Source organism: Rhodococcus sp. NPDC057529 (assembly GCF_042802055.1).
In the GTDB taxonomy this organism is placed as follows: Bacteria; Actinomycetota; Actinomycetes; order Mycobacteriales; family Mycobacteriaceae; genus Rhodococcus_F.
The window spans coordinates 31,852-54,447 of the sequence record NZ_JBHVEY010000005.1 but is presented as its reverse complement, the minus strand read 5'-3'; the positions used below and the strand labels follow the sequence as shown (position 1 = coordinate 54,447).

The following is a 22,596-nucleotide window of genomic DNA, read 5'->3' as shown; positions in this document are numbered from 1 at the left end:
CTGCATACGGTCCACCTGAACACGGTCCACGAGCGGGCCGGCGTTGCCCGATTCGGGGTATGCCCGTCGCGCACACTGGGTAGGGTCCGATTTCATGGCCGACCAGGGGAAGATCCGGACCGTGGTGTGGGGAACCGGGAACGTGGGGCGGGCGGCGATCCGCGCCGTCGACGCCCACCCCGGACTCGAACTGTCGGCGGTGCTCGTGGCGAACCCGGAGAAGGTCGGACGCGACGCCGGCGACCTCGCGCGCCTCGGCCGCTCGCTCGGGGTGGCGGCAACCGACGATGCCGGCGCCGTGCTCGCGAACTCTCCCGGCGCCGTCGTCTACGCCGCGTCGGGTGACATCCGCCCGGACGATGCCGCGGCCGACATCACCCGCGCGTTGAATGCCGGGGCGGTCGTCGTGACCCCGTCGATCTATGCGCTCTACGACCACCGCACTGCGCCGGCCGAATTGCGCGACCCGATCGAGGCGGCCGCGAAGTCCGGCGGCGGCGCGCTGTTCGTGTCGGGCGTGGATCCGGGATGGGGCAACGACATCCTGCCGGTCCTGATGACGGGCCTGGCGGGCACGATCGATCGGATCCGCTGCCAGGAGATCTTCGACTACACCACGTACGACCAACACGATTCGGTGCGGTACCTCGTCGGCATGGGCCAGCCGATGGACTACGAACCGCCAATGGTCGCGGCGACGGTGCCGACGATGGTGTGGGGCGGGCAGATCCGGCTGATCGCCCGCGCTCTCGGGGTGGAACTCGACGAGATCCGGGAGACGCTGCTCCGCCGGCCGCTCGAGGAGACGATCATGACCGAGCTCATGGGCGAGTTCGAGGCGGGCACCCAGGGGGCACTGCGTTTCGAGGTCCAGGGCATCGTGGGCGGCGAACCCCGCATCGTCATCGAGCACGTGACGCGGATCCACCCGTCGTGCGCCCCGGACTGGCCAGTGCCACCGGACGGCGGGGACGGCGCCCACAAGGTGATCATCGAGGGCCGCCCACGGATCCAGGTCAATGTGGAGGCCACCGACGAGGGCGGCAATCGGGCGGCCGGTGGCAATGCCACCGCGGTGGGGCGCCTGGTCAACGCGATTCCGTGGCTGCGGACGGCCGCGCCGGGGCTCTACGACGCCCTGGACGTCCCGCTCGTTCCCGGTCACGGCAAACTCGGCTGACCCACCCCGACAGTGAGCCCTTGCGCTAACTGTCGTCGCGGTGAATACTTTGCCTTGTGGCTCAGTATCCGGAGCAGCTGAACGGCATCTTCCAGGCGCTCGCCGACCCCACCCGGCGGGCGGTGCTCGGCCGCCTGAGCCGCGGCCCGGCCACGGTCGGCGAACTCGCGAAACCGTTCGACATGGCCCTGCCCTCCTTCATGAAGCACATCCACTTCCTGGAGAACAGCGGGTGGATCCGGACACGCAAGGAAGGCCGGGTACGGACGTGCACGATCGAGAAGGCGCCGTTCACGGCAGTCGAATCGTGGCTCGCGGAGCAACAGGAACTCTGGGAGGGCCGCACCGACAGGCTCGAACAATTCGTCACCGAACACACAGTCACCACTCACGCGAAGGACACCCCGCAATGACCGACACAGCGAGACCCGATCTCGACCTCACGATTTCGCGCATCATCCGGGCGCCCCGGGCCGTCGTGTGGCGCGCCTGGACCGACCCCGCCAGCTTCGAACAATGGTGGGTCCCCGCGCCCTCCCGGTGCCGGGTCGTCGACATGGAACTGCGCCCGGGCGGCGCGCTCACCACCCAGATCAGCGAGGACGGAGGCGAATTCGTGCCCCACCTGAGCGGCTGCTTCCTCGCCGTCGACGAACTCGAACGCATCGTGTTCACCAACTCCCTCGTCGGTGGCTGGCGACCCGCCGAACAGCCGTTCATGACCGCGATCATCACGTTGACCGACCATCCGACGGGCACCGAATACGTCGCCCACGTGATGCACAAGAACAACTCCGACCGGAACACCCACGAAGAAATGGGCTTCTACGACGGCTGGGGCACCGTCACGGAGCAACTCGCCGAACTCGCCGAACGACAGGTGTAACCGAGGAGGCCGGACATGCGCAAGAGTCTTGGGCGCGTGACCAGCGCAGGTTCAGTCCACCGTCGCGAATTCCCCTGCCGCGGACCATCGCTGCCGCTCGGCGGCGAACGCGACGGCCTGTTCGGCTCGGAATCCGCCGATCGATTCGGCATTGGCCGCGAGGAATTGCTGGTGCTCGGCGAGCGAGAACGTGCCCTCCGTGATCTCGATTCCGCCGCCGCGGCCGGCGGCGACGTCGGATCGCAGGTCCATCAGCTCGTCCGGTTCCACGGGGTACCAGGAGATCCGGTCGAAGAAGCGCAGCAGCCAGGGGGTGCCGTCCTCGAACGGTCCGGACTTCTCGGGGTGCCGATGGTTCCACACCTGGGTGGTGCGGCCGACGAACTGGTAGCCGCCGGGGCCCTCCATCCCGTAGATGCAGAGGTATGCCCCACCGATGCCGACCGCGTTCTCCGGCGTCCACGTGCGGGCGGGGTTGTACTTCGTGGTGACCAGCCGATGCCGCGGGTCCAGGGGTGTCGCGACGGGCGCGCCGAGGTAGACGTCGCCGAGTCCGAGCACCATGTACTCCGCCCCGAAGACGGTGTCGAAGACGTCGTCGACGCTGCCGAGGCCGTTCATGCGGCGGATGAATTCGATGTTCCACGGGCACCACGGCGCGTCGGCGCGGACACCGTGCATGTACCGCTGGATCGCCTCCCGCGTCGAGGGGTCGTCCCACGACAGCGGCATCCGCACGGACCGACTCGGCACCACGAGTTCGTTCGCCGCGGGCAGCGCGCCCTCCGCCTCGGCGAGCAGCCCCATCAACTTCGGGATCGGCAGCACGTCGGGGTCGACCCGCACCTGCAACGACCGGATGCCGGGTGTCAGGTCGAGAAGCCCGGCCGGTTTCGCGACCTCGAGGCGCTGATGCAGCGCGTGTGCGCGGGCCCGCAAGGCGAGGTCGAGGCTCATGTCGCCGTACTCGACCAGCACGTTGTCGTCGCCGGACCGCCGGTACGTCACGGCGGTCTCGCCGTCGCGCCGGGCGATCACACCGTCGTCCCGGTCACCGGTGGTGGAGAAGACCGTCGAGAACGCCGCCCGCCGCGCAGGCCCCAGCGCACGCGTGGACGCGGCCCGGTCGGCCCGGATCGGCACGAAGCGCACCGTGTCGCCGGGCGCCAGTTGTCCGAGTTTCCAGCGTTCCGCGGCGACGACCGTGACGGGGCACACGAACCCGCCGAGGCTCGGCCCGTCCGGGCCCAGGAGGATCGGGGTGTCTCCCGTGAAGTCCAGTGCGCCGACCGAATACGCGTTGTCGTGGATGTTGGACGGGTGCAGTCCCGCCTCGCCGCCGTCGGTGCGAGCCCAGTCGGGTTTGGGCCCGATCAACCGCACCCCGGTGCGGTCCGAGTTGAAATGCACCTCGTAGTCGGTCCGGTACAGCGTGTCGATGTCGGCGCGGGTGAAGAATTCGGGTGCGCCGTGCGGGCCCTCGGTGACCGCGATCTCCCAGCGACGGCACAGGGCGGGGACGTGTTCTGCGGGAACGGCGGCCGTGCGGGTGCCGTCGTGCTCACCGACCGCGAGCACATCGCCTTGGCGCAGCGTGCGGCCCTGATGACCGCCGAACTTGCCCAGTGTGAACGTCGAGGCGCTGCCGAGGAAGTTCTCGACGTCGAGCCCGCCCTGGACGAGGAGGTAGATGCGCAAGCCGGGCCCGGCGACCGCGCCGACGTCCAGGGTCCCGCCCGCCGGAACCCGGACCGGACGCCACTGCGCGTGCAGCACACCGTCGACCGTGACCGGGGCGGGCGCACCGGTCACGCAGACCACCGTCTCCTCGTCGAACTGCAACGCTGGGCCGGACATGGCGCATTCGATTCCGGCGGCGCCCTCGTCGTTGCCGAGCGCGGTGTTCCCGAGCCGGAACGACAGGTCGTCCATCGGCCCTGACGGCGGTACCCCGACGTGCCAGTACCCGGTCCGGCCCGGGAAGTCCTGCACCGTGGTGAGCATCCCGGGCCGCTGAACCGTGATCTTGGCGCTCATGCGGGAGCTCCCGCCGGCCGGGTCACGATCATCCGCACCGGCGTCGGATCGAAACCGTTGCAGGGGTTGTTGATCTGCGGGCAATTGGACACCAGTACCAGAACGTCGCGGTCCGCGCGGAGCGCGAGCCGGCGGCCGGGTGCGGACAGGCCGTCGACGATGCCGAGTGTGCCGTCGGCGTCGACGGGCACGTTCATGAAGAAGTTGATGTTCGACACCAGATCCCGCTTGCCGATCCCCCACCGCGCCCCTTCCGCGAGGAAGTTCTCGACGCAGGCGTGCTGATGCTTGGTGTGGTGGCCGTACCGCAGGGTGTTCGACTCCTGGGAGCAGGCTCCGCCCACCGTGTCGTGCGAGCCGACCTCGTCGGCGACGAGTGTCATCAGCGCGTCGTGATCGTCGGTGCGGAGCACACTTCCCGTGGTCAGGAACAGATTTCGCTGCGCCGACACCGTCGCGGCGGCCGAGTAGCGCTGCCGGTGGTCGTCGGCCGCGTAGATCAGGGTGTCGACGGCCTGGTTGCCGCACAGATCCACGATGGTCAGGACGTCGCCGCCCGCGACGACGGCGGACCAGGGTCCGCGGGCGCCGACCTCCTCGTCCAGGATCACCGTTCCCGGTACCAGTGGCGCGGTCTCGATGGTGGTGGTCATGCCTGCTCCCGTCCCTGGCGCTGCGCGGCAGCCCAGACGTCTTCGGTGTTGAGGAAGGCGCGCCGGTACTCCGGGTCGGCGTCGACGGGCTCGGCCACGTCGGCGCCGGTCCAGGCGAGCACTTCGAGCGCGGTCGTGTCGTACGTCGGCGACGGATCCAGAGGGTGCGCCGTGTTGGCGATCAGGACGATCACCGGGAGGTGGATCACGAGTTCGACGGCGGTGTCCGCGCCGGCGGATCCGATGCTGCTCAGCGATCCGTCCGCACCCACCCGCACCCCGTGGAAGAACGACAGCGACGCTGGGAGGTCGCGACGTTCGAGTCCGTGCTTCGCGGCGGCCACCGTGAAGAGTTCACGGCCGGCCGGAGACTCCGAATGCAGGCTGCCGTCACCGTATTTCGCGGTGTTCGTGGCGAGCGACGTGGTGCCGCAGAGGGCGTCGTGCCGCCCCGACCCGTCCGAGACGACGGTCGCGAGCACGCGCCCCTGATCGGACAGCAGTGGATGCCCGGTCCCCGTGTACGCCTGCCAGGGCACCTTCACCGTGTCGGCGACGTTGAGCCGCTCCCACGGCGCGTCCGCCCGGTACAGCAGCAGGTGGGCGCAGGCCCGGCCGTCGACGTCCCGCAGTCGCAGTCGCGTTCCCCGGGCGAGCACCTTCGTGGTGTACCGGCCGCCGGGGACGGTCTCCGCCCACGTCAGCAGCGCCGGATCGACGTCGGAAGGAGGGGTGGGCCAGGACGACGCGGGGACCACCGGCATCGAGTCGGTGACCACTCCCGACTGGGCGCGCGCGTGTTCCCTCGCCGCGCTGGTGGTCGAGGTGTCCACTGAGGTCATGTCAGGCTCCGATCGTGACGGGGTTGGGTGTGGTGCGGCCACGGGGGAAGCACGCGATTCCGAGCGCGACCACGGCGGCGACGGTGACGGGGGCGGCCCACCGCAGCAGGGGGTAGTCGCCGCTGGGGTCGAAGATCTCGGCGCGCGGCCAGGACAGGTTGACGACCATCGCCGCGCCGTAGCCGACGGCCAGGATGTTGACGGGAAGCCCGAACCGTCCGAGCGAGAACAACGTCCGCCCGTCCGCGTCGACCTGCGGTCCGCCGTGCGGCCAGCCCTTCAGCCTGCGCAGCAGCAGCGGCACGGTGACCATCAGGTAGGCGAGGTAGATCAGGATGATGCAGACGCTCGACAGGGTCGCGAAGATCGCGGAGTTCCCGACGTTGACGGCGAGGATGCCGACGCAGACCAGGCCGATCAGGACGGACGGCGCCACGGGTGTTCCCGTGCGGGTGTTCACGTTCGACAGAATCCGCGAGGCGGGCAGGCGCCCGTCGCGGGCCATCGAGAACACCAGCCGCGATGCCGCCGTCTGGATGGCGAGGGTGCACACGAACACGGCGATCGCGACGTCGACGAGCAGGAGCGTGCCCCACGGCGAGCCGAGGATCGACGACAGCACGTACGGCAGACCTTCCGCGGCGAGGCGCCCGTCCGTGAGGCTGGGCGCGGCCATCAGTGCACCGATGATCATCAGCCCGCCGCCGAGCGCCGACACGGACAGCGCGAGGCGGATCGTGCGCGGCGCCACCCGGCGCGGATTCCGTGTCTCCTCGGCGAGCTCGCCCGCGGAGCCGAATCCCACCATCACGTACGCCGCCATCAGCCCGGACACGATCCACGCCCAGCCGTAACCGGGCGACGCTCCCGCCGTGCCGGCGTCGAACACGACGTCCGGTCCGCGCTGGGCGTGCGTGAGGAACATGCCGATCACCGCGATGACGCCGATGATCTCGCAGGTGACCCCGATGTTGTTGATCCGGGACATCCAGTTGACGCCGATGCAGTTGATGAACGTCGTCAGCACGAGGAGGACGGAGCCCAGCAGCACCGCGTTCGACGCACCGCTCGCGGACGTCAATGTGCTGTCGTCGCCGATGATCTGGAACCCGCTCCACACATTGGGGAGGACGACCTGCAGGGCGATGGCCGCGGCGGACGCCGTCACCATCTGCGCGAGGATCATGAACCAGCCGGCGAACCAGCCGACGATCTCACCGGCCATCCGGCGCGACCACTGGTAGATCGCCCCGGAGATGGGGTACCGGGCGGCCAGTTCGGCGAAGTTGAGCGCCACCATGAACTGGCCGGCGAACACCACCGGCCACGTCCAGAAGAAGGCCGGCCCGGCGAAGCCGAATCCGAGGCCGAACAGCTGGAAGATGGTGGTGAGGATGGAGACGAACGAGAAGCCGGCGGCGAACGACGCGAATTTACCCAGCGAGCGGTGAAGCTGCTGCTCGTAGCCGAATTCGCCGAGGTCGCCCGTGTCGTCGACGCCGGCCGGACGGGGAGGTGCGGGAGCCGGCGCGGACAGCACGTGCGCAGTCCTTGTGGGTGTACTCAAGGGCGTACTCCTTCGGCGAGAGCAATATCTGTCGCTCGATAGTTTTCTCGCGGAGAGGCCTCGATGGGTGACGCCCGCGTATCCAGATCACGGTCCGCCGTAACAGCATCGTTGCCGACGTTTCGGCCGCGTGACGAAACCCTCACGGAGGATGGTCGGGGTCGGGTCCGGACAGGACCTGACATCATGGAGCGGTGACCACAGGGCCGGGACGACCCCGACTGACCAGTCAGCGCAGACCAGGGCAGACCACTCCCGAGGAGATCCTCGACGCCGCCGGAGAGTTGTTCACCACCAAGGGTTTCGCCGCCACCTCGACCCGGCGGATCGCGGAGATGGTCGGCATCCGGCAGGCGTCGCTCTACCACCACTTTCCCAACAAGGAGGAGATCCTGGCGGCGCTGCTCGAGGAAACGGTCTCCCCCGCGCTCGCCGCCGCCGAGCGGCTCACCGGCGCCGACGCCGACGCCGCCGCCACGGTGCGCCTGCATGCGCTGGCCACCTACGACGTCACGCAACTGACGGCCACCAGATGGAATCTCGGTGCGCTGTACCTTCTCCCGGAACTGCTGACCGATCGGTTCGAGCCGTTCCGCACCCAGCGCACCCTGCTGCGCGGTCACTATCGGCAGCTGGCGGACCGGGCGCTCACGGAAATCACCGGCGTCTCCGGCAGCACCTTCCCCGCCCTGGCCGACCTGCCGTTCCGAATCGTCGAGAGCGCCATCGCAACCCGCGCCGACATCGAACGCGGACTGCTCCCCGGGCCCGAGAACGAGGGCGCTGCCGGACTCCTCGCCGACACCTGCCTCCGCGCACTCGGATGGACGGAACCGCTGGACGACATCCGGGCGAAGTCGCGCGCACTGCTCGCCGAGACCGAGGGCGGAACATCCGTTCACCTCTAGCCGTGCATGTCGTCCCCGTGCGATAAAGTCTGGCGAACGCTTAGTCACTGGGGGGTTATCTTGAGCGAAGTCTTCGTCGTCACGGACGGCATCAGGAAATACGGCGCCACCGCTGCGCAGGCCGCCGAACAGATCACCAGCGCCGCCGCACTCGATCTCGGCGCGAATCTCGCGGCGCTCGCGCCCGTGTTCGGCCCGATCGGAGCCGACTTTCTCGCGTCATTCGCTGCCGCGCAGGCAAGTCACGCCGCTTCGGTCGCCGAACTCGCAACGCACTACGCGCAGACCGCGATCGCGGCCCACGCCACCGCCCAGTCCTACGATTCCGTCGACGGCGCCAACGGCGCCGCGCTCGGCGCCGTCGGCGACACGCTCGGGGGCCTCGCATGACGTCCCCCGAATCCGCCGGACAGCCCGCCGCGCCCGGATCGATCCTCGACCTGATCCAGGGCTCACCCGTCGGCGACGCCCTCGCCACACCATTGCCGAACACCCCGCTCGAGGCCGTGCAGAATTCCCCGCTCGGCCCGTTACTGGATGCGCCGCTCGGTGAGCTGCCACCTCTACCGGCCCTGCCGTCGTTGCCGCCCCTGCCACCGAACCCGGTCGAGGCTCTGCTGCAGGGGCACGCTCTGCCCGCACTGCCGGGTGTGGACGAATTGTTCAAGCCGCTCACCGATCTCGCCGGGAGCTTCGGCACCGGCACGTTCGGCGCATTCGACCCCACGTCCGTCCTCGACATGTCCTCGGGCCTGATCGACCAGGCGATGTCGATGAGCCTGTCGGGCCTGAAGGTCCTCGACCAGATCTGGCAGAGTCAGGCGGCGCAGGCAGCGCAGTCCCAGGGTGTGCAGGCCCAGGCGAGCGGCACCGAACTGAGCGAACGTGGCACGGAGATCTCGACCACCACCCAGACCGCCGCCGCGTCCGTGGCCCGGGGCAACGCGAACCTGATGACGATCTCGGAGTCGTTCGCGGCCACCGCGGTCGCCGCCGCGCCGATGGTACTGACGCCGCCCGGGCAGGCGATGCTTCTCGCGTCCGCGGCCGAGCACCTCAAGGCGGCCATCGGGGTCGTGACCCAGACGCGCACCGAACTGAACGAGCAGACCCTCACGATGAACGGTCTGGCCGCGCCCGTTCCGGTTCCGCCGCCGCCGGCGCCCGCAGCGATGGCGGGCGCCGCCCCGACATCACCGTTCGCCATCGCCTCCACCGTGATCGAGGGTGTCGGCAAACCGATGATCTCCACCGTCACCGACGGTGTCGGCGACCTGGTGTCGGCGAGCACCCAGGCGGCCAGTGCCTCCGCGTCCGATCTCCCCGCCGACACCGTCGCGGCGAAATCCGGCGCCACCGCGGCACACGGGGCCGCGGGCGGAGTTCCCGGCGCGGTGGGCACGGCCGGCGGCGCGGGCATCGGCCTGTACGGCGGCAGCGCCTCGGCGGGAAGCGGTTCGGTACCCCGCGGAGCGGTTTCCGGGGCGATCGTGCCGCCGGCGACCGCGACCCCGACGACACCGGGCACCGCTCCGGTACCCGGCGCCACTCCGGCCGCCTCGTCCCCTCTCGCACCGGGCGGGGCAATGGGCGGGACCGGCATGGCGGGCGCCGGGCGCGGCGGCGACGAACAGCTGAGCGGCCGGTCCACTCCGAGCTACCTCGTCAACGCCGGCGAGAACAACGCGTTCGCCGGCGACCTGCCGATGGTCGCGCCCGCCGTGATCGGCGGCGAGGATCTCGACGACGCCGCGTTCGGCGATCGCGGCTGATCACTCAGTCGAGCAGTGCCGCCACCTCGTGATCGGTGAGCGTGGTGGTCGGCACGCGGCCCTCCGAACGCACCAGTTCCACGGCCCGGAACAACGCGCGTTCGGGCAGGGCCGCGCCACGCGCTTCCGCGCGGAGTTGCTCGATGAGGACCGACGCAATCGCGGCGGCCGGCACGAGTTCGCTGGTCGTCAGGGCGTCGGCGAGCCGGCGGAGCCCGAGGATCTCGAGTTCCCGGCCGCCGTCCGTCGTGTAGAGGGCGAGCGGAACCGCGAGGCTCCCGTCGGGATCCGTGATCCGCACGCTCACCTCACTGACCCGGGCCGAACGGACCACCAGTTCCGCGGCGACCGCGCGGGTGACGTCGACGTGCCGGCTGCGCAGTCCGCCCGTCGACCGGATCCGCCCGGCCTGCAGCGTGATGCGACGCCGCAACGTGAGGAGCGCGGACGCGGCGGTCGGGACGGCGATCACGGCCCCGACCGTCACACCGACCCACACCGGACCGAAGAACCCGACGACGACGCCGACCACGACACCGATCAGCACGGCGATCGCCGCGACCTTCTTGAGCCGCGGTGCGATCAACGCGATCGGGACGAGATCGAGCGACACCGGCGCGGTGTCGTCAGGCGCCAAGGATGGCTCCGACGCGCGCGACAACATCCGCCGACGACACCGATTCCTGATCGCCGGTCGCGAGATTCTTGATTCCCACCGTGCCCTCGGCGATGTCGCGGTCGCCGAGCACCAGCGCCAGCGCGGCGCCGGACCGGTCGGCGGCCTTCATCGCGCCCTTCACGCCGCGGTTGCCGTACGCGAGATCGACTCGAATTCCCTGGGCGCGCAACTGCTGCGCGACCACCACCAGTTTCGCCTTCGCGTCCTCGCCCAGCGGGACGCCGAAGACGTCGCAGCGGGCCGTCGAGCCCGCGGTCTTGCCTTCCGCGGCGAGCGCGAGGACGGTGCGGTCGACACCGAGCCCGAAACCGATGCCGGACAACGGCTGACCACCCAGCTGGGCCATCAGACCGTCGTACCGTCCGCCGCCGCCGATACCCGACTGCGCGCCGAGACCGTCGTGGACGAACTCGAACGTCGTCTTCGTGTAGTAGTCGAGGCCGCGGACCATCCGCGGGTTGACCACGTACGGCACCCCCAGCGCGTCGAGGTGCGCGAGCACCTCGTCGAAGTGCGCCTTCGCCGTGTCCGAGAGGTGATCGAGCATGAGCGGGGCGTCCGCCGTCATCTCGCGCACCTCCTTGCGCTTGTCGTCGAGCACCCGCAGCGGGTTGATCTCCGCCCGTCGGCGGGTCTCCTCGTCGAGGGGGAGCGCGAACAGGAACTCCTGCAACCGTTCCCGGTATTGCGGACGGCACGTGTCGTCGCCGAGGGACGTGATCTCCAGCCGGAAACCCTCGAGACCGAGGCCGCGGAAACCGGCGTCGGCGACGGCGATGACCTCGGCGTCGAGTGCCGGGTCGTCGACGCCGATGGCCTCCACCCCGACCTGCTGCAGCTGGCGATACCGGCCGGCCTGCGGCCGCTCGTAACGGAAGAACGGGCCGGCGTAGCTCAGCTTCACCGGCAGCTGGCCGCGGTCCAGGCCGTGCTCGATCACGGCCCGCATGACGCCCGCGGTGCCCTCGGGCCGCAGTGTCACCGAACGATCACCGCGGTCGGCGAACGTGTACATCTCCTTGCTGACGACGTCGGTGGACTCACCGACACCCCGAGCGAACAACGCGGTGTCCTCGAAGATGGGCAGTTCGATGTGGCCGTATCCGGCCAGACGCGCGGCGCGCGTGAGTCCGTCACGGACCGCGACGAACTCGGACGACTGCGGCGGGACGTAATCGGGGACGCCCTTGGGGGCGGAGAAGGTGCTGGCTTTGCTCACTGTCGTTACTTTTCCTTATTTCGATCCCGGGAGTCCAACGAGAAACGGGTTCGACCCACGTTCGGCGCCGACGGTGCTCGAGCCGCCGTGCCCGGGGAGGACCGCCGTGTCGTCGGCGAGGACCAGAAGCTTGTCGGCGATCGACTGCAGCAACTGTTCGTGGTTGCCGCCGGGCAGGTCGCTGCGGCCGATCGATCCCTGGAACAGCGTGTCACCGGTGAGGGCGATCTCGACGGGGCCGTTCTCGGTGTCGACCCGGGTCCGGAAGACGACGGACCCCTGCGTGTGCCCCGGCGTGTGATCGACGGCGAACGACATCCCGGCCTGTTCGAGCACGTCGCCGTCGGCCAGTTCGATGACCTCGCCGGGCTCGACGAACGTCATGCCCTCGATGAACGGTTTCATCGTCGGGCCGATGCCGCGGCCGGGGTCCGACAGCATGTACCGGTCCTCGGGGTGGATGTACGCGGGGATCCCGAACTTCTCGCACACGTCGTAGGCGTTCCAGACGTGGTCGAGATGACCGTGGGTCAGCAGGACCGCCGTCGGGGTCAGATTCGACTGGTCCAGGAACTCGAACAGCGGTTCGGCGGCGTCCTGTCCTGGGTCGACGACGACGCACTCCGGGGCGTCGTCCTGGGCGAGGATGTAGCAGTTGGTCTGAAACATCCCGGCCGGGAATCCTGTGACGAGCACGCGCGACGCTCCTGTTCGAGTGGTCCTTGCAGTCGCTACAGCCTAAGCCGCCGCCCCGCCAGGATGTTCTCAGGTTCGGATGGCAGACTCTGGAGGTCGTGTGCCGGGGGCAGTTCGCACCGGCCACCTGCCCTATCGACCGACTTCCAGCCAGACCGACACGGGAGGACCACCGCAGTGCCGAGCAACGAGCAGCGCCGGGAAGCAGCGAAACGAAAGCTCGAGCGTCAGCTCGAACGCCGCGCCGACAGAGCACGCAAGCGTAAGCAGCTGACCATCGCCGGTTCGGTGCTCGGTGTCGTGCTCGTGGTGGCCGCCGGCGCCGTCGTCTTCTCCCTCACCCGCGGCGACGACGAGGCGACGGAGGCATCGGCGGCGGAGTCGGTGACGGCATCACCGCAGTCGCCCGGTGTGATGCCCGCAGGCCGGTCCGAACCGCTGCCCGAGAAGGTGTCGTGCACGTACACCCCCGACGGTCAGCCGCCGGCGAAGCAGGTGAACCCGCCGCGCACCGACGAGATCGACACCACGCTCCGGGAAGTCAGCGTCAGCATGCAGACGACGCAGGGCAATATCGGCCTGGTCCTGGACAACGCCGACTCCCCCTGCACGGTCAACAACTTCCTGAGCCTGGCGAGCCAGAACTACTTCGACAACACCCCCTGCCACCGGCTCGTCACGTCCGAGGGACTGAAGGTCCTGCAGTGCGGCGATCCCACCGGCGCGGGCACCGGCGGACCGGGCTACGGGTTCGCCAACGAATTCCCCACCGACCAGTACGAGGCGTCCGACCCGTCGCTGCAGGTTCCGGTGACGTACCCGCGCGGCACCATCGCGATGGCCAACAGCGGTCAGCCCGACAGCAACGGCAGCCAGTTCTTCCTCGTCTACGCCGACTCGCAGCTGCCCCCGCAGTACACCGCGTTCGGAAAGGTCGACGAGACCGGTCTCGCGACCATCGAGAAGGTCGCGGCGGCCGGCGACGACGGATCGATGCAGGCCGGCGGCGGCAAGCCCAACCTGCCGATCGACATCACGTCCGTCCGGATGGACTGACGTCTCGTGTGAGGATGGACCGATGAAACGCACCTCGATTCTCGTCGCAGGCGTGAGCCTCGCGGTCCTCCTCGCCGGCTGTTCGGATTCGTCCGACTCCGGCGGCTCGTCGACCGGCACCTCGTCGAAGGCGGCCGCCACGAGCGCGGCGGAGCAGTCGCTCGATCTGTCCAGGTTCGGCACGCTCCCCGCGGTCCCGGCTCCCGCCGGGGCCACCGTGGACTGCACGTACCCGGCGGGGCGGCCCGCCGTCAAGGACGTCACCCCGCCGCCCACGTCCGGTGTGTCCACGGTGGGCACGGTTCCTGTGGATCTCCAGACCAGCGCCGGACCGATCGGGCTGGTCCTGGACCGCGCCGAGGCCCCGTGCACGGTGAACAGCTTCACCAGCCTGGCCCAGCAGGGATACTTCGACGACACCCCCTGCCACCGGCTGACGACCGAAGTGGGTCTGCAGGTGCTGCAGTGCGGCGACCCGAGCGGGTCGGGCACCGGCGGCCCGGGCTACGGATTCGACACGGAGTACCCGGAGACCGCGTTCGCGCCGAACGATCCGGCACTCGCGAATCCGGTGGTCTACCCCCGCGGCACCGTCGCGATGGCCAACAGCGGGCAGCCCGGCAGCAACGGCAGCCAGTTCTTCCTCGTCTACGCCGACTCGGTGCTCCCGCCCAACTACACCGTCTTCGGGTCGATCTCCGAGGAGGGCCTCGCGACCGTCGAGAAGATCGCGGCGGACGGCGACGACGGATCCATGTCCGCAGGCGGCGGCAAGCCGAACACCCCGGTGCAGATCGAGACCGCGAAGGTCGGCTGACCCCTGCCGGCTGCCCACTCCCCGGATGCACGAACGGGACGGTCGTTCGATCTGATCGAACGACCGTCCCGTTCGTCGCCGGGGACGACCGCTACGCCGCGGACGTCACCCGGTACACGTCGTACACGCCCTCGACGTTGCGGACCACGTTCAGCACGTGCCCGAGGTGCTTCGGGTCGCCCATCTCGAACGTGAACTTACTGATCGCCACCCGGTCGCCGGACGTCGTCACCGACGCCGACAGGATGTTGACCTTCTCGTCGGCGAGCGCCTTCGTCACGTCCGACAGCAGCCTGTGCCGATCGAGCGCCTCGATCTGGATCGCCACCAGGAACACCGACGACGGGGACGGCGCCCACTTGACCTCGATGATCCGCTCGGACTGCTCCTGCAGGGAGCCGGCGTTGGTGCAGTCGGTGCGGTGGACGCTGACCGCGCCGCCCCGGGTCACGAAGCCCATGATCTCGTCGCCGGGCACCGGTGTGCAGCACTTGGCCAGTTTGGCGACCGTGCCCTCCGCACCGGGAACCAGCACGCCCGCGTCGCCGGTGCTCCGCGGACGCATCGGCATGGTCGACGGGGTGGACCGCTCGGCCAGCTCCTCCTCGACGTCGCCGACTCCGCCCAGGTGCGCCACCAGACGCTGGACGACGTGCTGCGCCGACACGTGACTCTCGCCGACAGCCGTGTACAGCATCGACACGTCTGTGTAGTGCAGTTCGTGCGCGATGGACGCCATCGATTCGGCGTTCATCAGGCGCTGCAGCGGCAGGCCGACCCGCCGCACCTCCTTCGCGATGGCGTCCTTGCCCGCCTCGAGCGCCTCCTCGCGGCGTTCCTTGGCGAACCACTGCCGGATCTTCGTCTTGGCGCGCGGGGAGACGACGAACGTCTGCCAGTCGCGGCTGGGACCGGCGTTGACGGCCTTGGAGGTGAAGACCTCCACCACCTCGCCGTTCTCGAGCTTGCGTTCGAGTGCCACCAGCCTGCCGTTGACCCGGGCGCCGATGCAACGGTGCCCGACCTCCGTGTGCACCGCGTACGCGAAGTCGACGGGCGTCGACCCGGCCGGAAGAGTCACCACGTCGCCCTTGGGGGTGAAGACGAAGATCTCCTTGACCGCGAGGTCGTAGCGCAGCGACTCGAGGAACTCCCCCGGGTCCGCGGCCTCACGCTGCCAGTCGAGGAGCTGACGCATCCACGCCATGTCGTCGACCTCGGCGACGTCACCGGAGTGTCTGCCCTTGGTCTCCTTGTACCGCCAGTGCGCGGCGATGCCGAACTCCGCGGTCCGGTGCATGTCGTGGGTGCGGATCTGCACCTCGAGGGGTTTGCCCTCGGGTCCGACGACGGTGGTGTGCAGCGACTGGTATACGCCGTAGCGCGGCTGCGCGATGTAGTCCTTGAACCGGCCCGCCATCGGCTGCCACAGCGAGTGGACGACACCGACGGCCGCGTAACAGTCGCGGACCTCGTCGCACAGGATCCGCACCCCGACCAGGTCGTGGATGTCGTCGAAGTCGCGGCCCTTGACGATCATCTTCTGGTAGATCGACCAGTAGTGCTTGGGCCTGCCCTCGACGACCGCGTTGATGCGCGACGCAGTGAGGGTCGCGTTGATCTCCGCGCGCACCTTCGCCAGGTAGGTGTCGCGGGACGGCGCCCGGTCGGCGACGAGCCGCACGATCTCGTCGTACTTCTTGGGATGCAGGATCGCGAACGACAGGTCCTCGAGTTCCCATTTCACGGTGGCCATGCCGAGCCGGTGGGCCAGCGGCGCGATGACCTCGAGCGTTTCGCGGGCCTTGCGGGCCTGCTTCTCGGGTGGCAGGAACCGCATGGTCCGCATGTTGTGGAGCCGGTCGGCCACCTTGATCACCAGCACGCGCGGATCGCGGGCCATCGCGATGATCATCTTGCGGATGGTCTCGCCCTCGGCGGCGTTGCCGAGCACCACCTTGTCGAGTTTGGTGACCCCGTCGACCAGGTGCGCGACCTCTTCGCCGAACTCGTCGGTCAGCTGCTCGAGGGAATAGCCGGTGTCCTCGACGGTGTCGTGGAGCAGTGCCGCGACGAGGGTGGTCGTGTCCATTCCCAGTTCGGCGAGGATGCTGGCGACGGCGAGCGGATGGGTGATGTACGGGTCGCCCGACTTGCGGCGCTGGCTGGCGTGCCGCTCCTCGGCCACGTCGTAGGCGCGCTGCAGGAGCGCCAGGTCCGCCTTGGGGTAGAGCTCGCGATGCAGACTGACGAGGGGTTCGAGAACCGGCCGGATGGTCGTGTTCCGCTGTCCTGTGATGCGCCTGGCGAGTCGCGCTCGTACCCGGCGCGATGCGGACGCCGGAACGGCGAATCCCTGTGCTCCACGGTTGTTACCGGAAGCCGGGTTCGCTGCAGGTGACTCGGCATCGGATTGCGCAGACGCGGGTGTTCCCGTGTTCTGCGACCGATCAAGATTCGAAGTCATGCCGTCACCTCCTACCACTGAAATGGCTCGGGCTCTGGGGCCCTGGTTGGTCTCGGGCATGCGCCCCGGTGGCCGTGGCGACCACCAGGCCCAACTTTAGTACTCAGACCGTGACGAGGGACGTGAGCGGGTACTTTCCGAGGCGCTCCCGGCCGCCCAGCGCGGCGATCTCCAGGACCACGGCGATGCCGATCACGCGGGCACCTGCGGATTCCACGAGCCGCGCCGTCGCGTCGAGGGTGCCGCCGGTGGCGAGGACGTCGTCGACGACGAGCACGGAGCGCCCGTCCAGGCCGATCGATCCGGCCGGGATCTCCAGCGTGGCCGTTCCGTATTCGAGGGTGTACGCCTGCGACAGCACGGGCGGCGGCAGTTTGCCCGACTTCCGCACGGCCACCACACCGGATCCCAGCTCCCGGGCCACGCCGCCGCCGAGGAGGAACCCCCGCGCGTCGACGGCGGCGATCACCTCCGCCGCCGGGGCGCACGCGGCGAGCGCGTCGACGACGACGCGGAAACCGTCGGCGTCGGAGAAGACGGGCGTCAGATCGGCGAACCGCACGCCGGGTTGCGGGAAGTCGTCGGCCCACCGGGTGAGCCGGGTGACGGCGTCGCGGGCCGCGGAATGATCGGTCACCGGCGCAGAACCCACCTGTCCATGTTCCATCCGGCGCCCGACACGGTCGGATTGACCGTTCCCGACTGCAGACCCGAGGCGAACGCGACGGTCCGCGGCTGGTCGAACAGCGGCACCGTCGGCACGTCCGACCACAGGATGTTCTCCGCCTCCGTCGACAGCGACAGCTGGGTGGCGGTCGAGTCGTCGACGGCGAGCTGGTCGACGATCTGGTCGACGCGACTGTTGCTGTAGTCGCCGACATTCGAGCCGTTTCCGCTGCGGAGGGCGTACATCGCGGTGGTGGCCGCGGCGGTGCCCGCCGCACCGGGAGCGGACGCCGTGCCCGCGAGCACCACGTCCACCTGTCCGCCGCGCAGCATCGACGGCGTGAAGTCGGGCGAGGCGACATCTTGCACGGTGATCCCCGCCGGGGCGCAGGCCGCCGCGACCGCGGACACGATCTCGGCGCGCCGCGGGTTCGGCCCCAGATATCCGATCCGGACGGTCGCCGACGTGTTGTCGGTCTCGGCCAGCGCGGCGGTGGCCGCAGCGGTGTCCGCCGTCTCGTACCGGCCGCCGACGGCGCCGGCCACCGACTGATGGACCAGGCTGTCGGGTGCGGTGACCCGCGTGTCGACCGCAGCGCCGGAGCCGGCGCCGTCCGTGTCCGGTTCGGCGGCGAGCCCGAACTTCGACGCCAGCTCGTCGCGGGGCAGGCAGGCCGCGAACGCGCGCCGTCCGGCTGCGTTCTCGAACAGACCCGAGGTGGACAGGACGAACTGCTCGACGCTGCGGGAGGCCACCTCGGTCACGTCAAACCCGCCGAGGTCCAGATCCGGCGCCGAACCCGCGGCGACGTCGACGACCTCGACGGAACCGTCACCGATCCGCGCGCGGACGTCGGAAGACTTGGGCCACACCACGATCCGGGACGTGGCGGGGCGGTTCCCCCACCAACGGTCGTTGGCCACCAGCACCAGGCCCTCGTCCGCGGAGAACGATTCGACCTTGTAGGGGCCGGACGCGGGGAACTTGGCGAGGTCGAGGTCGCCCGGTATCATCGTCCATCCGCCGTTCCAGAAGTCCGCGACGCGCGACAGTGCGCCGGTATCGGAACTCTGCACGGCGGCAACGATGTCGGGGACCCCCGCCGCGGCGGCGACCACATGGGCGGGCATCATCGACGTCGCACCGAACAGCGATTTCCAGTCCGTGACGTTGCGTCCCGCCTTGAACGTGACGACGGCGTCCTTCGCGCCGGTCTGGCAGTCGACCCGGTCGATGTCCGCGTAGCCGGCGGTGCTCGCCGCATCGAACATCGGGAACCGGCCACTGTTCGCCGCCCACGTGAGCACGAGATCGTCGCAGGACATCGGGACGCCGTCGGAGTAGACGGAGTCGGGGTTCAGTTTGTACTGGATGGTGAGAGCGTCCCCGGGCATCGCGTTGGCGGTGCCGATGTCCGTGTCGGCCACCGGTCCGCCTTCGGGCCCCGTGTAGGTGAACCCGGGCAGTACCCGGGCGAAGGCCTGACGCGCCCCGGATACGGCACCCGCGACGGTGTTCGCATTGTAGGTGGTGACGGTGTTGTCGATGGCGTAGCCGATCGACGGGATCTGCTCGCCCTCCTCGGCACACCCGACGAGGGTGCCTGCGAGGAGCACGGTCGCGAGGAGACCGGCACCCGACACGGCCGCCGTCCGGCCGGGTCGGGTGGGCGCACCGCGCCGGGTGCTGTGCGATGCGGGCATGTCAGTGCCTCTTCTTGTTGCGCTTCCCGGTGGGGCGGGAGCCCGGAGCGGGTGCGGTCGACGCGGTTCGGGAGCGCGGCACGGCGGCCTCCGTCGTGGCGGCCGCGGTCGCCGGGGCGCCGGCCTTGTGCGCTCCGCCTCCGGCCAGGGTCGCCCGGCGGGCCAGGACCTTGCGTGTGTGCGCGGCCACCGGACCCCACCGCTCCTTCAGGGTGACCAGCAACGGAGTCGCGAAGAAGATCGACGAGTACGCACCGACGATGATGCCGACGAGCTGCACCAGCGCCAGGTCCTTCAGCGTTCCGACACCGAGCATCCACACCGCGACCACCATCAGCGCGAGCACCGGCAGCACGCTGATCAGGGTGGTGTTGATGGAGCGCATCAACGTCTGGTTGACCGCCAGGTTCGCCTGCTCCGCGTACGTGCGTCGGGTCAGGTGCAGAATTCCCCGGGTGTTCTCCTCGACCTTGTCGAACACCACCACCGAGTCGTAGAGCGAGAACCCGAGAATCGTCAGCAGACCGATGACGGTCGCGGGGGTCACCTCGAAGCCGACGAGCGAATACACACCGGCGGTGACGGCGATGTCGAAGAACAGTGCGACGATCGCGGCGATCGCCATGTCGCGCTCGAACCGGACCGCGATGTACACGCTGACGATCACGAGGAACACAAGCAGCGCGATCAGCGCCTTCTGGGTGATCTGCCCGCCCCACGTCTCGCTGACGTCGGCGACGCTGATCACGTTCTCGTTGACGGTGCCGTCACTGTCCTTCGGCTGGAACTCGTCGTACAGCGCATCCTGAAGCTTCACCACCTGGGCCGCGTCGAGCGCCTCCGAGCGGATCTGCACCGTTGCACTCGAACCGGAGCCGACCGTCTGCACCGAGACGGGGTCCATACCCAGCGCCTCGGAGTAGACGTTCTCCACCTGCGCGGTGTCGATCCCGTCGCCCGCGGGGAACTGGATCCGCGATCCACCCTCGAAGTCGATACCGAGGGTGAATCCGCGGACGAGGATGCTCAGCAGCGAGATCAGCACGATCGTGCCGGTCAGGATGTAGTAGAAGCGGCGGCGGCCGACCACCTCGAAGGCGCCGGTTCCGGTGTACAGCCGGGACAGCCAGCTGTGCTGGGGCATCGACGTCTGGTTGACGCCCGAATCTGACAGCGAAGACTCGGGGTCCGTCTGCGAGGCAGACTTGGGCGACGTGGTCGATTCGCTCATACTCGTGACTCCTTCGCCGACGCTGCGGCAGCCTTGCGTTCCTTGGCGATCTGCTGCACGGCACCCAGCCCGTTGACACCCGGCCTGGACCAGAACGGCGACTTCGAGGCCAGGTGGACCAGCGGCCACGTCACCAGGAACACGACGACGACGTCGAGGATGGTGGTCAGGCCGAGTGTGAACGCGAAGCCGCGCACCTGGCCGACCGCGAGGATGTACAGCACCGCGGCGGCGATGAAGCTGACCGCGTTACCGGACAGGATCGTCCGGCGTGCACGGGCCCAGCCGCGCGGAACGGCGGACCGGAAACTGCGGCCCTCTCTCATCTCGTCCTTGATTCTCTCGAAGAACACCACGAACGAGTCGGCAGTCATGCCGATACCGATGATCAGGCCGGCGATGCCTGCGAGGTCGAGAGTGAAGTTGATGTACCGGCCGAGCAGCACCATGATCGCGTAGACCATCACCCCGGACAGGACCAGGGACAGCGCCGTGAGCACTCCGAGCATGCGGTAGTAGAGCAGGCAGTAGAGCAACACCAGGACCAGACCCACCAGACCGGCGATGAGACCGGCCTCCAGAGAGGCGAGACCCAGGGTCGCGGACACCGTCTCGGCCTCCGACGCCGCGAACGACAGCGGCAGCGAACCGTACTTCAGGGTGTTCGCGAGTTCCTTCGCGCTGTCCGCGGTGAACGAACCGGTGATCGACGTCGAACTGCCTGCGGGTGTTGCACCCTGCACGACCGGCGCGCTGACCACCTTGGAGTCGAGCGTGAACGCGGCCTGCTTGCCGATGTTCTGCGACGTGAACGTGGCCCAGGTGTTGCTGCCCTCGGACTTGAACGTCAGGCTCACCTCGTGCCGCGACTGCTGGGAGTTGTACCCGGACGTCGCGTCGGCGATCTCCTGGCCGTCGATGATCGCCGGTTCGAGCAGGTACACGGCCTGACCGTCGGTGGAGCACGCGACCAGCGGCAGTGCCGGGTCGTCGTTGCCGCGCAGCGGGTCGGGCACGGTGCAGTCGAGCGTCGCCATCGCCTGCTGCTGCACCGCGGGGTCGGTGCTCTGGCGCGTGGCCCGGGCGGCCGCGATCTCGTCGGCTGCCTCGGCGGTCTCGGTCCCGGACTCGTCGGTGGGCGCCGTGGGGGCGGGCTCGGGTGACGTGGACGGATCCTGCGCCGGGAACGGCCGGTTCTGCGGCGCGGGGGTCTCGGTTCCGGCGGGCGCCTGCGCCGGTGTCTCACCGGCGGCGGGCACCTGCGTGCCGGGAGCGGCCGCGGCCTGCGACGTCTGGACGGGGCGGACGTACAACCGCGCCGTCTGGCCGAGCGACCGGGCCTGGGCGCTGTCGTCGCCGGGCACGGTGATGACCAGGTTGTCGCCGTCGATGACCACCTCGGAGCCGGACACGCCGAGTCCGTTCACACGGGTCTCGATGATCTCCTGCGCCTGCCGCAGGCTGTCCGGCGTCGGCTTGCTGCCGTCCGGGGTGCGTGCGGTGAGGGTGACTCGGGTCCCACCTTGCAGGTCGATGCCCAGCTTGGGTGTCGCGGACTTGTCGCCGGTGAAGAACACCAGGGCATACAGAACCGCCACGAGCACCGCGAAAACGGTGAGGTAGCGGACGGGATGCACCGATCCTGTGGAAGGTGCCACGATCTCTATGTCTCCTCAGTACGTGCAGTTCGGGTGGGAGCGCTCACAGCGCACGGGACCGGCCGACGCAGGGCTGTGCCCCGGTCGCCGTGCCCGGGGCGTTCGCGACGCGACGGCTGCGCGGGTGCGCTGCCGAAGCGCCGGTCAGTCCTTGTTCAACCGCGGCGGGGTGTCGCCGCCGTTCTCACGATCCTCGCGCACGATGTCGGTGGCGGGGGCCTCGGTGCCGATCGATTCCTGATCGATCGACTCGTGGTCGATGGCACCGTCACCCTGCAGCGGGGCGTCGACGATCTGCTCGCGGACCACGAGACGCGACCACGTGGTGACCACGCCGGGAGCGATCTCGAGGTCGATCGTGTCGTCGCCGAGCGCGACGACGGTGCCGTGCAGTCCGGCGGTCGTGAGGATGCGGTCGCCCACCGAGAGCGAGTCCTGCAGAGCGGTCACCTTGGCCGCCTCCTTCTTCTGCCGGCGGATCCCCAGGAACATCGGGACGAGCAGCGCCAGAATCAGGAGCGGGAAGAGAAAATCCATCTGTAAGTCAACCTCGAGGTA

At 69.3% G+C, this 22,596-nt stretch carries 21 protein-coding genes; 8 read left to right on the top strand and 13 right to left on the bottom strand.

The features are described from left to right. Positions 1-94: 94 nt before the first annotated feature. The 3 genes from ACFU5V_RS11220 to ACFU5V_RS11210 are packed head-to-tail and all read left to right on the top strand — an operon-like array spanning position 95 to position 2,066. Positions 95-1,180 (top strand): dihydrodipicolinate reductase, encoded by a 1,086-nt coding sequence (locus tag ACFU5V_RS11220; RefSeq protein ID WP_378699166.1) that lies wholly within the window; start codon positions 95-97, stop codon positions 1,178-1,180. Between the two features lie 56 nt (positions 1,181-1,236). Then, the gene (locus ACFU5V_RS11215) at positions 1,237-1,593 is read left to right on the top strand and encodes an ArsR/SmtB family transcription factor (RefSeq protein ID WP_378439695.1); all 357 of its coding nucleotides are present in this window, start codon (positions 1,237-1,239) and stop codon (positions 1,591-1,593) included. Next, positions 1,590-2,066 carry an SRPBCC family protein gene (locus ACFU5V_RS11210; RefSeq protein WP_378439693.1) on the top strand — a complete coding sequence of 159 codons (477 nt, stop codon included), beginning with the start codon at positions 1,590-1,592 and terminating at the stop codon, positions 2,064-2,066. Before ACFU5V_RS11215 ends, ACFU5V_RS11210 begins: the two co-directional genes overlap by 4 nt. A gap of 51 nt (positions 2,067-2,117) precedes the next feature. Here the strand turns inward: ACFU5V_RS11210 and ACFU5V_RS11205 are convergent, their stop codons facing one another. The 4 genes from ACFU5V_RS11205 to ACFU5V_RS11190 are packed head-to-tail and all read right to left on the bottom strand — an operon-like array spanning position 2,118 to position 7,138. After that, positions 2,118-4,103 carry a 5-oxoprolinase/urea amidolyase family protein gene (locus ACFU5V_RS11205; RefSeq protein ID WP_378439691.1) on the bottom strand — a complete coding sequence of 662 codons (1,986 nt, stop codon included), beginning with the start codon at positions 4,101-4,103 and terminating at the stop codon, positions 2,118-2,120. Further along, positions 4,100-4,756: an urea amidolyase associated protein UAAP2 gene (locus ACFU5V_RS11200; RefSeq protein WP_378699163.1), complete on the bottom strand. Its 657-nt coding sequence runs from the start codon at positions 4,754-4,756 to the stop codon at positions 4,100-4,102. Before ACFU5V_RS11200 ends, ACFU5V_RS11205 begins: the two co-directional genes overlap by 4 nt. Then, entirely contained in the window at positions 4,753-5,598 is an 846-nt protein-coding gene (locus tag ACFU5V_RS11195; RefSeq protein WP_378439686.1) for an urea amidolyase associated protein UAAP1, read from the bottom strand. The genes ACFU5V_RS11200 and ACFU5V_RS11195 overlap by 4 nt, the downstream gene beginning before the upstream one ends. A gap of 1 nt (position 5,599) precedes the next feature. Then, positions 5,600-7,138, bottom strand: coding sequence for an amino acid permease (locus ACFU5V_RS11190; RefSeq protein WP_378699623.1), 1,539 nt, complete (start codon positions 7,136-7,138; stop codon positions 5,600-5,602). Positions 7,139-7,359: 221 nt separating this feature from the next. Here ACFU5V_RS11190 and ACFU5V_RS11185 point away from each other — a divergent pair, with 221 nt between their 5' ends. From ACFU5V_RS11185 to ACFU5V_RS11175, 3 genes are read left to right on the top strand one after another with little or no spacing between them, the layout of a single operon-like run. Further along, a complete protein-coding gene (locus ACFU5V_RS11185) occupies positions 7,360-8,073 on the top strand; it encodes a TetR/AcrR family transcriptional regulator (protein WP_378699161.1) in 714 nt (237 codons plus the stop codon). Positions 8,074-8,133: 60 nt separating this feature from the next. After that, positions 8,134-8,463 (top strand): type VII secretion target, encoded by a 330-nt coding sequence (locus ACFU5V_RS11180; protein WP_378439681.1) that lies wholly within the window; start codon positions 8,134-8,136, stop codon positions 8,461-8,463. Continuing rightward, on the top strand, positions 8,460-9,845 hold the full coding sequence (locus tag ACFU5V_RS11175; protein WP_378699159.1) for a hypothetical protein: 1,386 nt from the start codon (positions 8,460-8,462) through the stop codon (positions 9,843-9,845). The genes ACFU5V_RS11180 and ACFU5V_RS11175 overlap by 4 nt, the downstream gene beginning before the upstream one ends. A gap of 4 nt (positions 9,846-9,849) precedes the next feature. Here ACFU5V_RS11175 and ACFU5V_RS11170 read toward each other — a convergent pair whose 3' ends face one another. The 3 genes from ACFU5V_RS11170 to ACFU5V_RS11160 are packed head-to-tail and all read right to left on the bottom strand — an operon-like array spanning position 9,850 to position 12,439. Next, complete coding sequence (locus tag ACFU5V_RS11170; protein ID WP_378441586.1) at positions 9,850-10,509, bottom strand: hypothetical protein; 660 nt, start codon at positions 10,507-10,509, stop codon at positions 9,850-9,852. Beyond that, complete coding sequence (gene hisS / locus ACFU5V_RS11165) at positions 10,472-11,743, bottom strand: histidine--tRNA ligase (RefSeq protein WP_378699158.1); 1,272 nt, start codon at positions 11,741-11,743, stop codon at positions 10,472-10,474. Before hisS ends, ACFU5V_RS11170 begins: the two co-directional genes overlap by 38 nt. Before the next feature lie 15 nt (positions 11,744-11,758). Beyond that, the gene (locus tag ACFU5V_RS11160; protein ID WP_378441582.1) at positions 11,759-12,439 is read right to left on the bottom strand and encodes an MBL fold metallo-hydrolase; all 681 of its coding nucleotides are present in this window, start codon (positions 12,437-12,439) and stop codon (positions 11,759-11,761) included. A 177-nt stretch (positions 12,440-12,616) separates the two neighbouring features. Here ACFU5V_RS11160 and ACFU5V_RS11155 point away from each other — a divergent pair, with 177 nt between their 5' ends. Next, positions 12,617-13,495 carry a peptidylprolyl isomerase gene (locus ACFU5V_RS11155; RefSeq protein ID WP_378441580.1) on the top strand — a complete coding sequence of 293 codons (879 nt, stop codon included), beginning with the start codon at positions 12,617-12,619 and terminating at the stop codon, positions 13,493-13,495. A gap of 22 nt (positions 13,496-13,517) precedes the next feature. Beyond that, positions 13,518-14,312 (top strand): peptidylprolyl isomerase, encoded by a 795-nt coding sequence (locus ACFU5V_RS11150; protein ID WP_378699156.1) that lies wholly within the window; start codon positions 13,518-13,520, stop codon positions 14,310-14,312. Positions 14,313-14,403: 91 nt separating this feature from the next. Here ACFU5V_RS11150 and ACFU5V_RS11145 read toward each other — a convergent pair whose 3' ends face one another. From ACFU5V_RS11145 to yajC, 6 genes are all read right to left on the bottom strand, one after another. Continuing rightward, entirely contained in the window at positions 14,404-16,779 is a 2,376-nt protein-coding gene (locus tag ACFU5V_RS11145) for a RelA/SpoT family protein (RefSeq protein WP_378699154.1), read from the bottom strand. Between the two features lie 103 nt (positions 16,780-16,882). After that, complete coding sequence (locus ACFU5V_RS11140; protein WP_378699152.1) at positions 16,883-17,416, bottom strand: adenine phosphoribosyltransferase; 534 nt, start codon at positions 17,414-17,416, stop codon at positions 16,883-16,885. Further along, a complete protein-coding gene (locus tag ACFU5V_RS11135; protein ID WP_378699150.1) occupies positions 17,413-19,149 on the bottom strand; it encodes an ABC transporter substrate-binding protein in 1,737 nt (578 codons plus the stop codon). Before ACFU5V_RS11135 ends, ACFU5V_RS11140 begins: the two co-directional genes overlap by 4 nt. 1 nt (position 19,150) lies before the next feature. After that, positions 19,151-20,380, bottom strand: a complete 1,230-nt coding sequence (secF, locus tag ACFU5V_RS11130; RefSeq protein WP_378699148.1) for a protein translocase subunit SecF — start codon at positions 20,378-20,380, stop codon at positions 19,151-19,153. Continuing rightward, positions 20,377-22,038 carry a protein translocase subunit SecD gene (secD, locus tag ACFU5V_RS11125; RefSeq protein WP_378699146.1) on the bottom strand — a complete coding sequence of 554 codons (1,662 nt, stop codon included), beginning with the start codon at positions 22,036-22,038 and terminating at the stop codon, positions 20,377-20,379. Before secD ends, secF begins: the two co-directional genes overlap by 4 nt. A gap of 144 nt (positions 22,039-22,182) precedes the next feature. Next, positions 22,183-22,575: a preprotein translocase subunit YajC gene (gene yajC, locus ACFU5V_RS11120; protein WP_378438996.1), complete on the bottom strand. Its 393-nt coding sequence runs from the start codon at positions 22,573-22,575 to the stop codon at positions 22,183-22,185. Between the last annotated feature and the right edge of the window lie 21 nt (positions 22,576-22,596).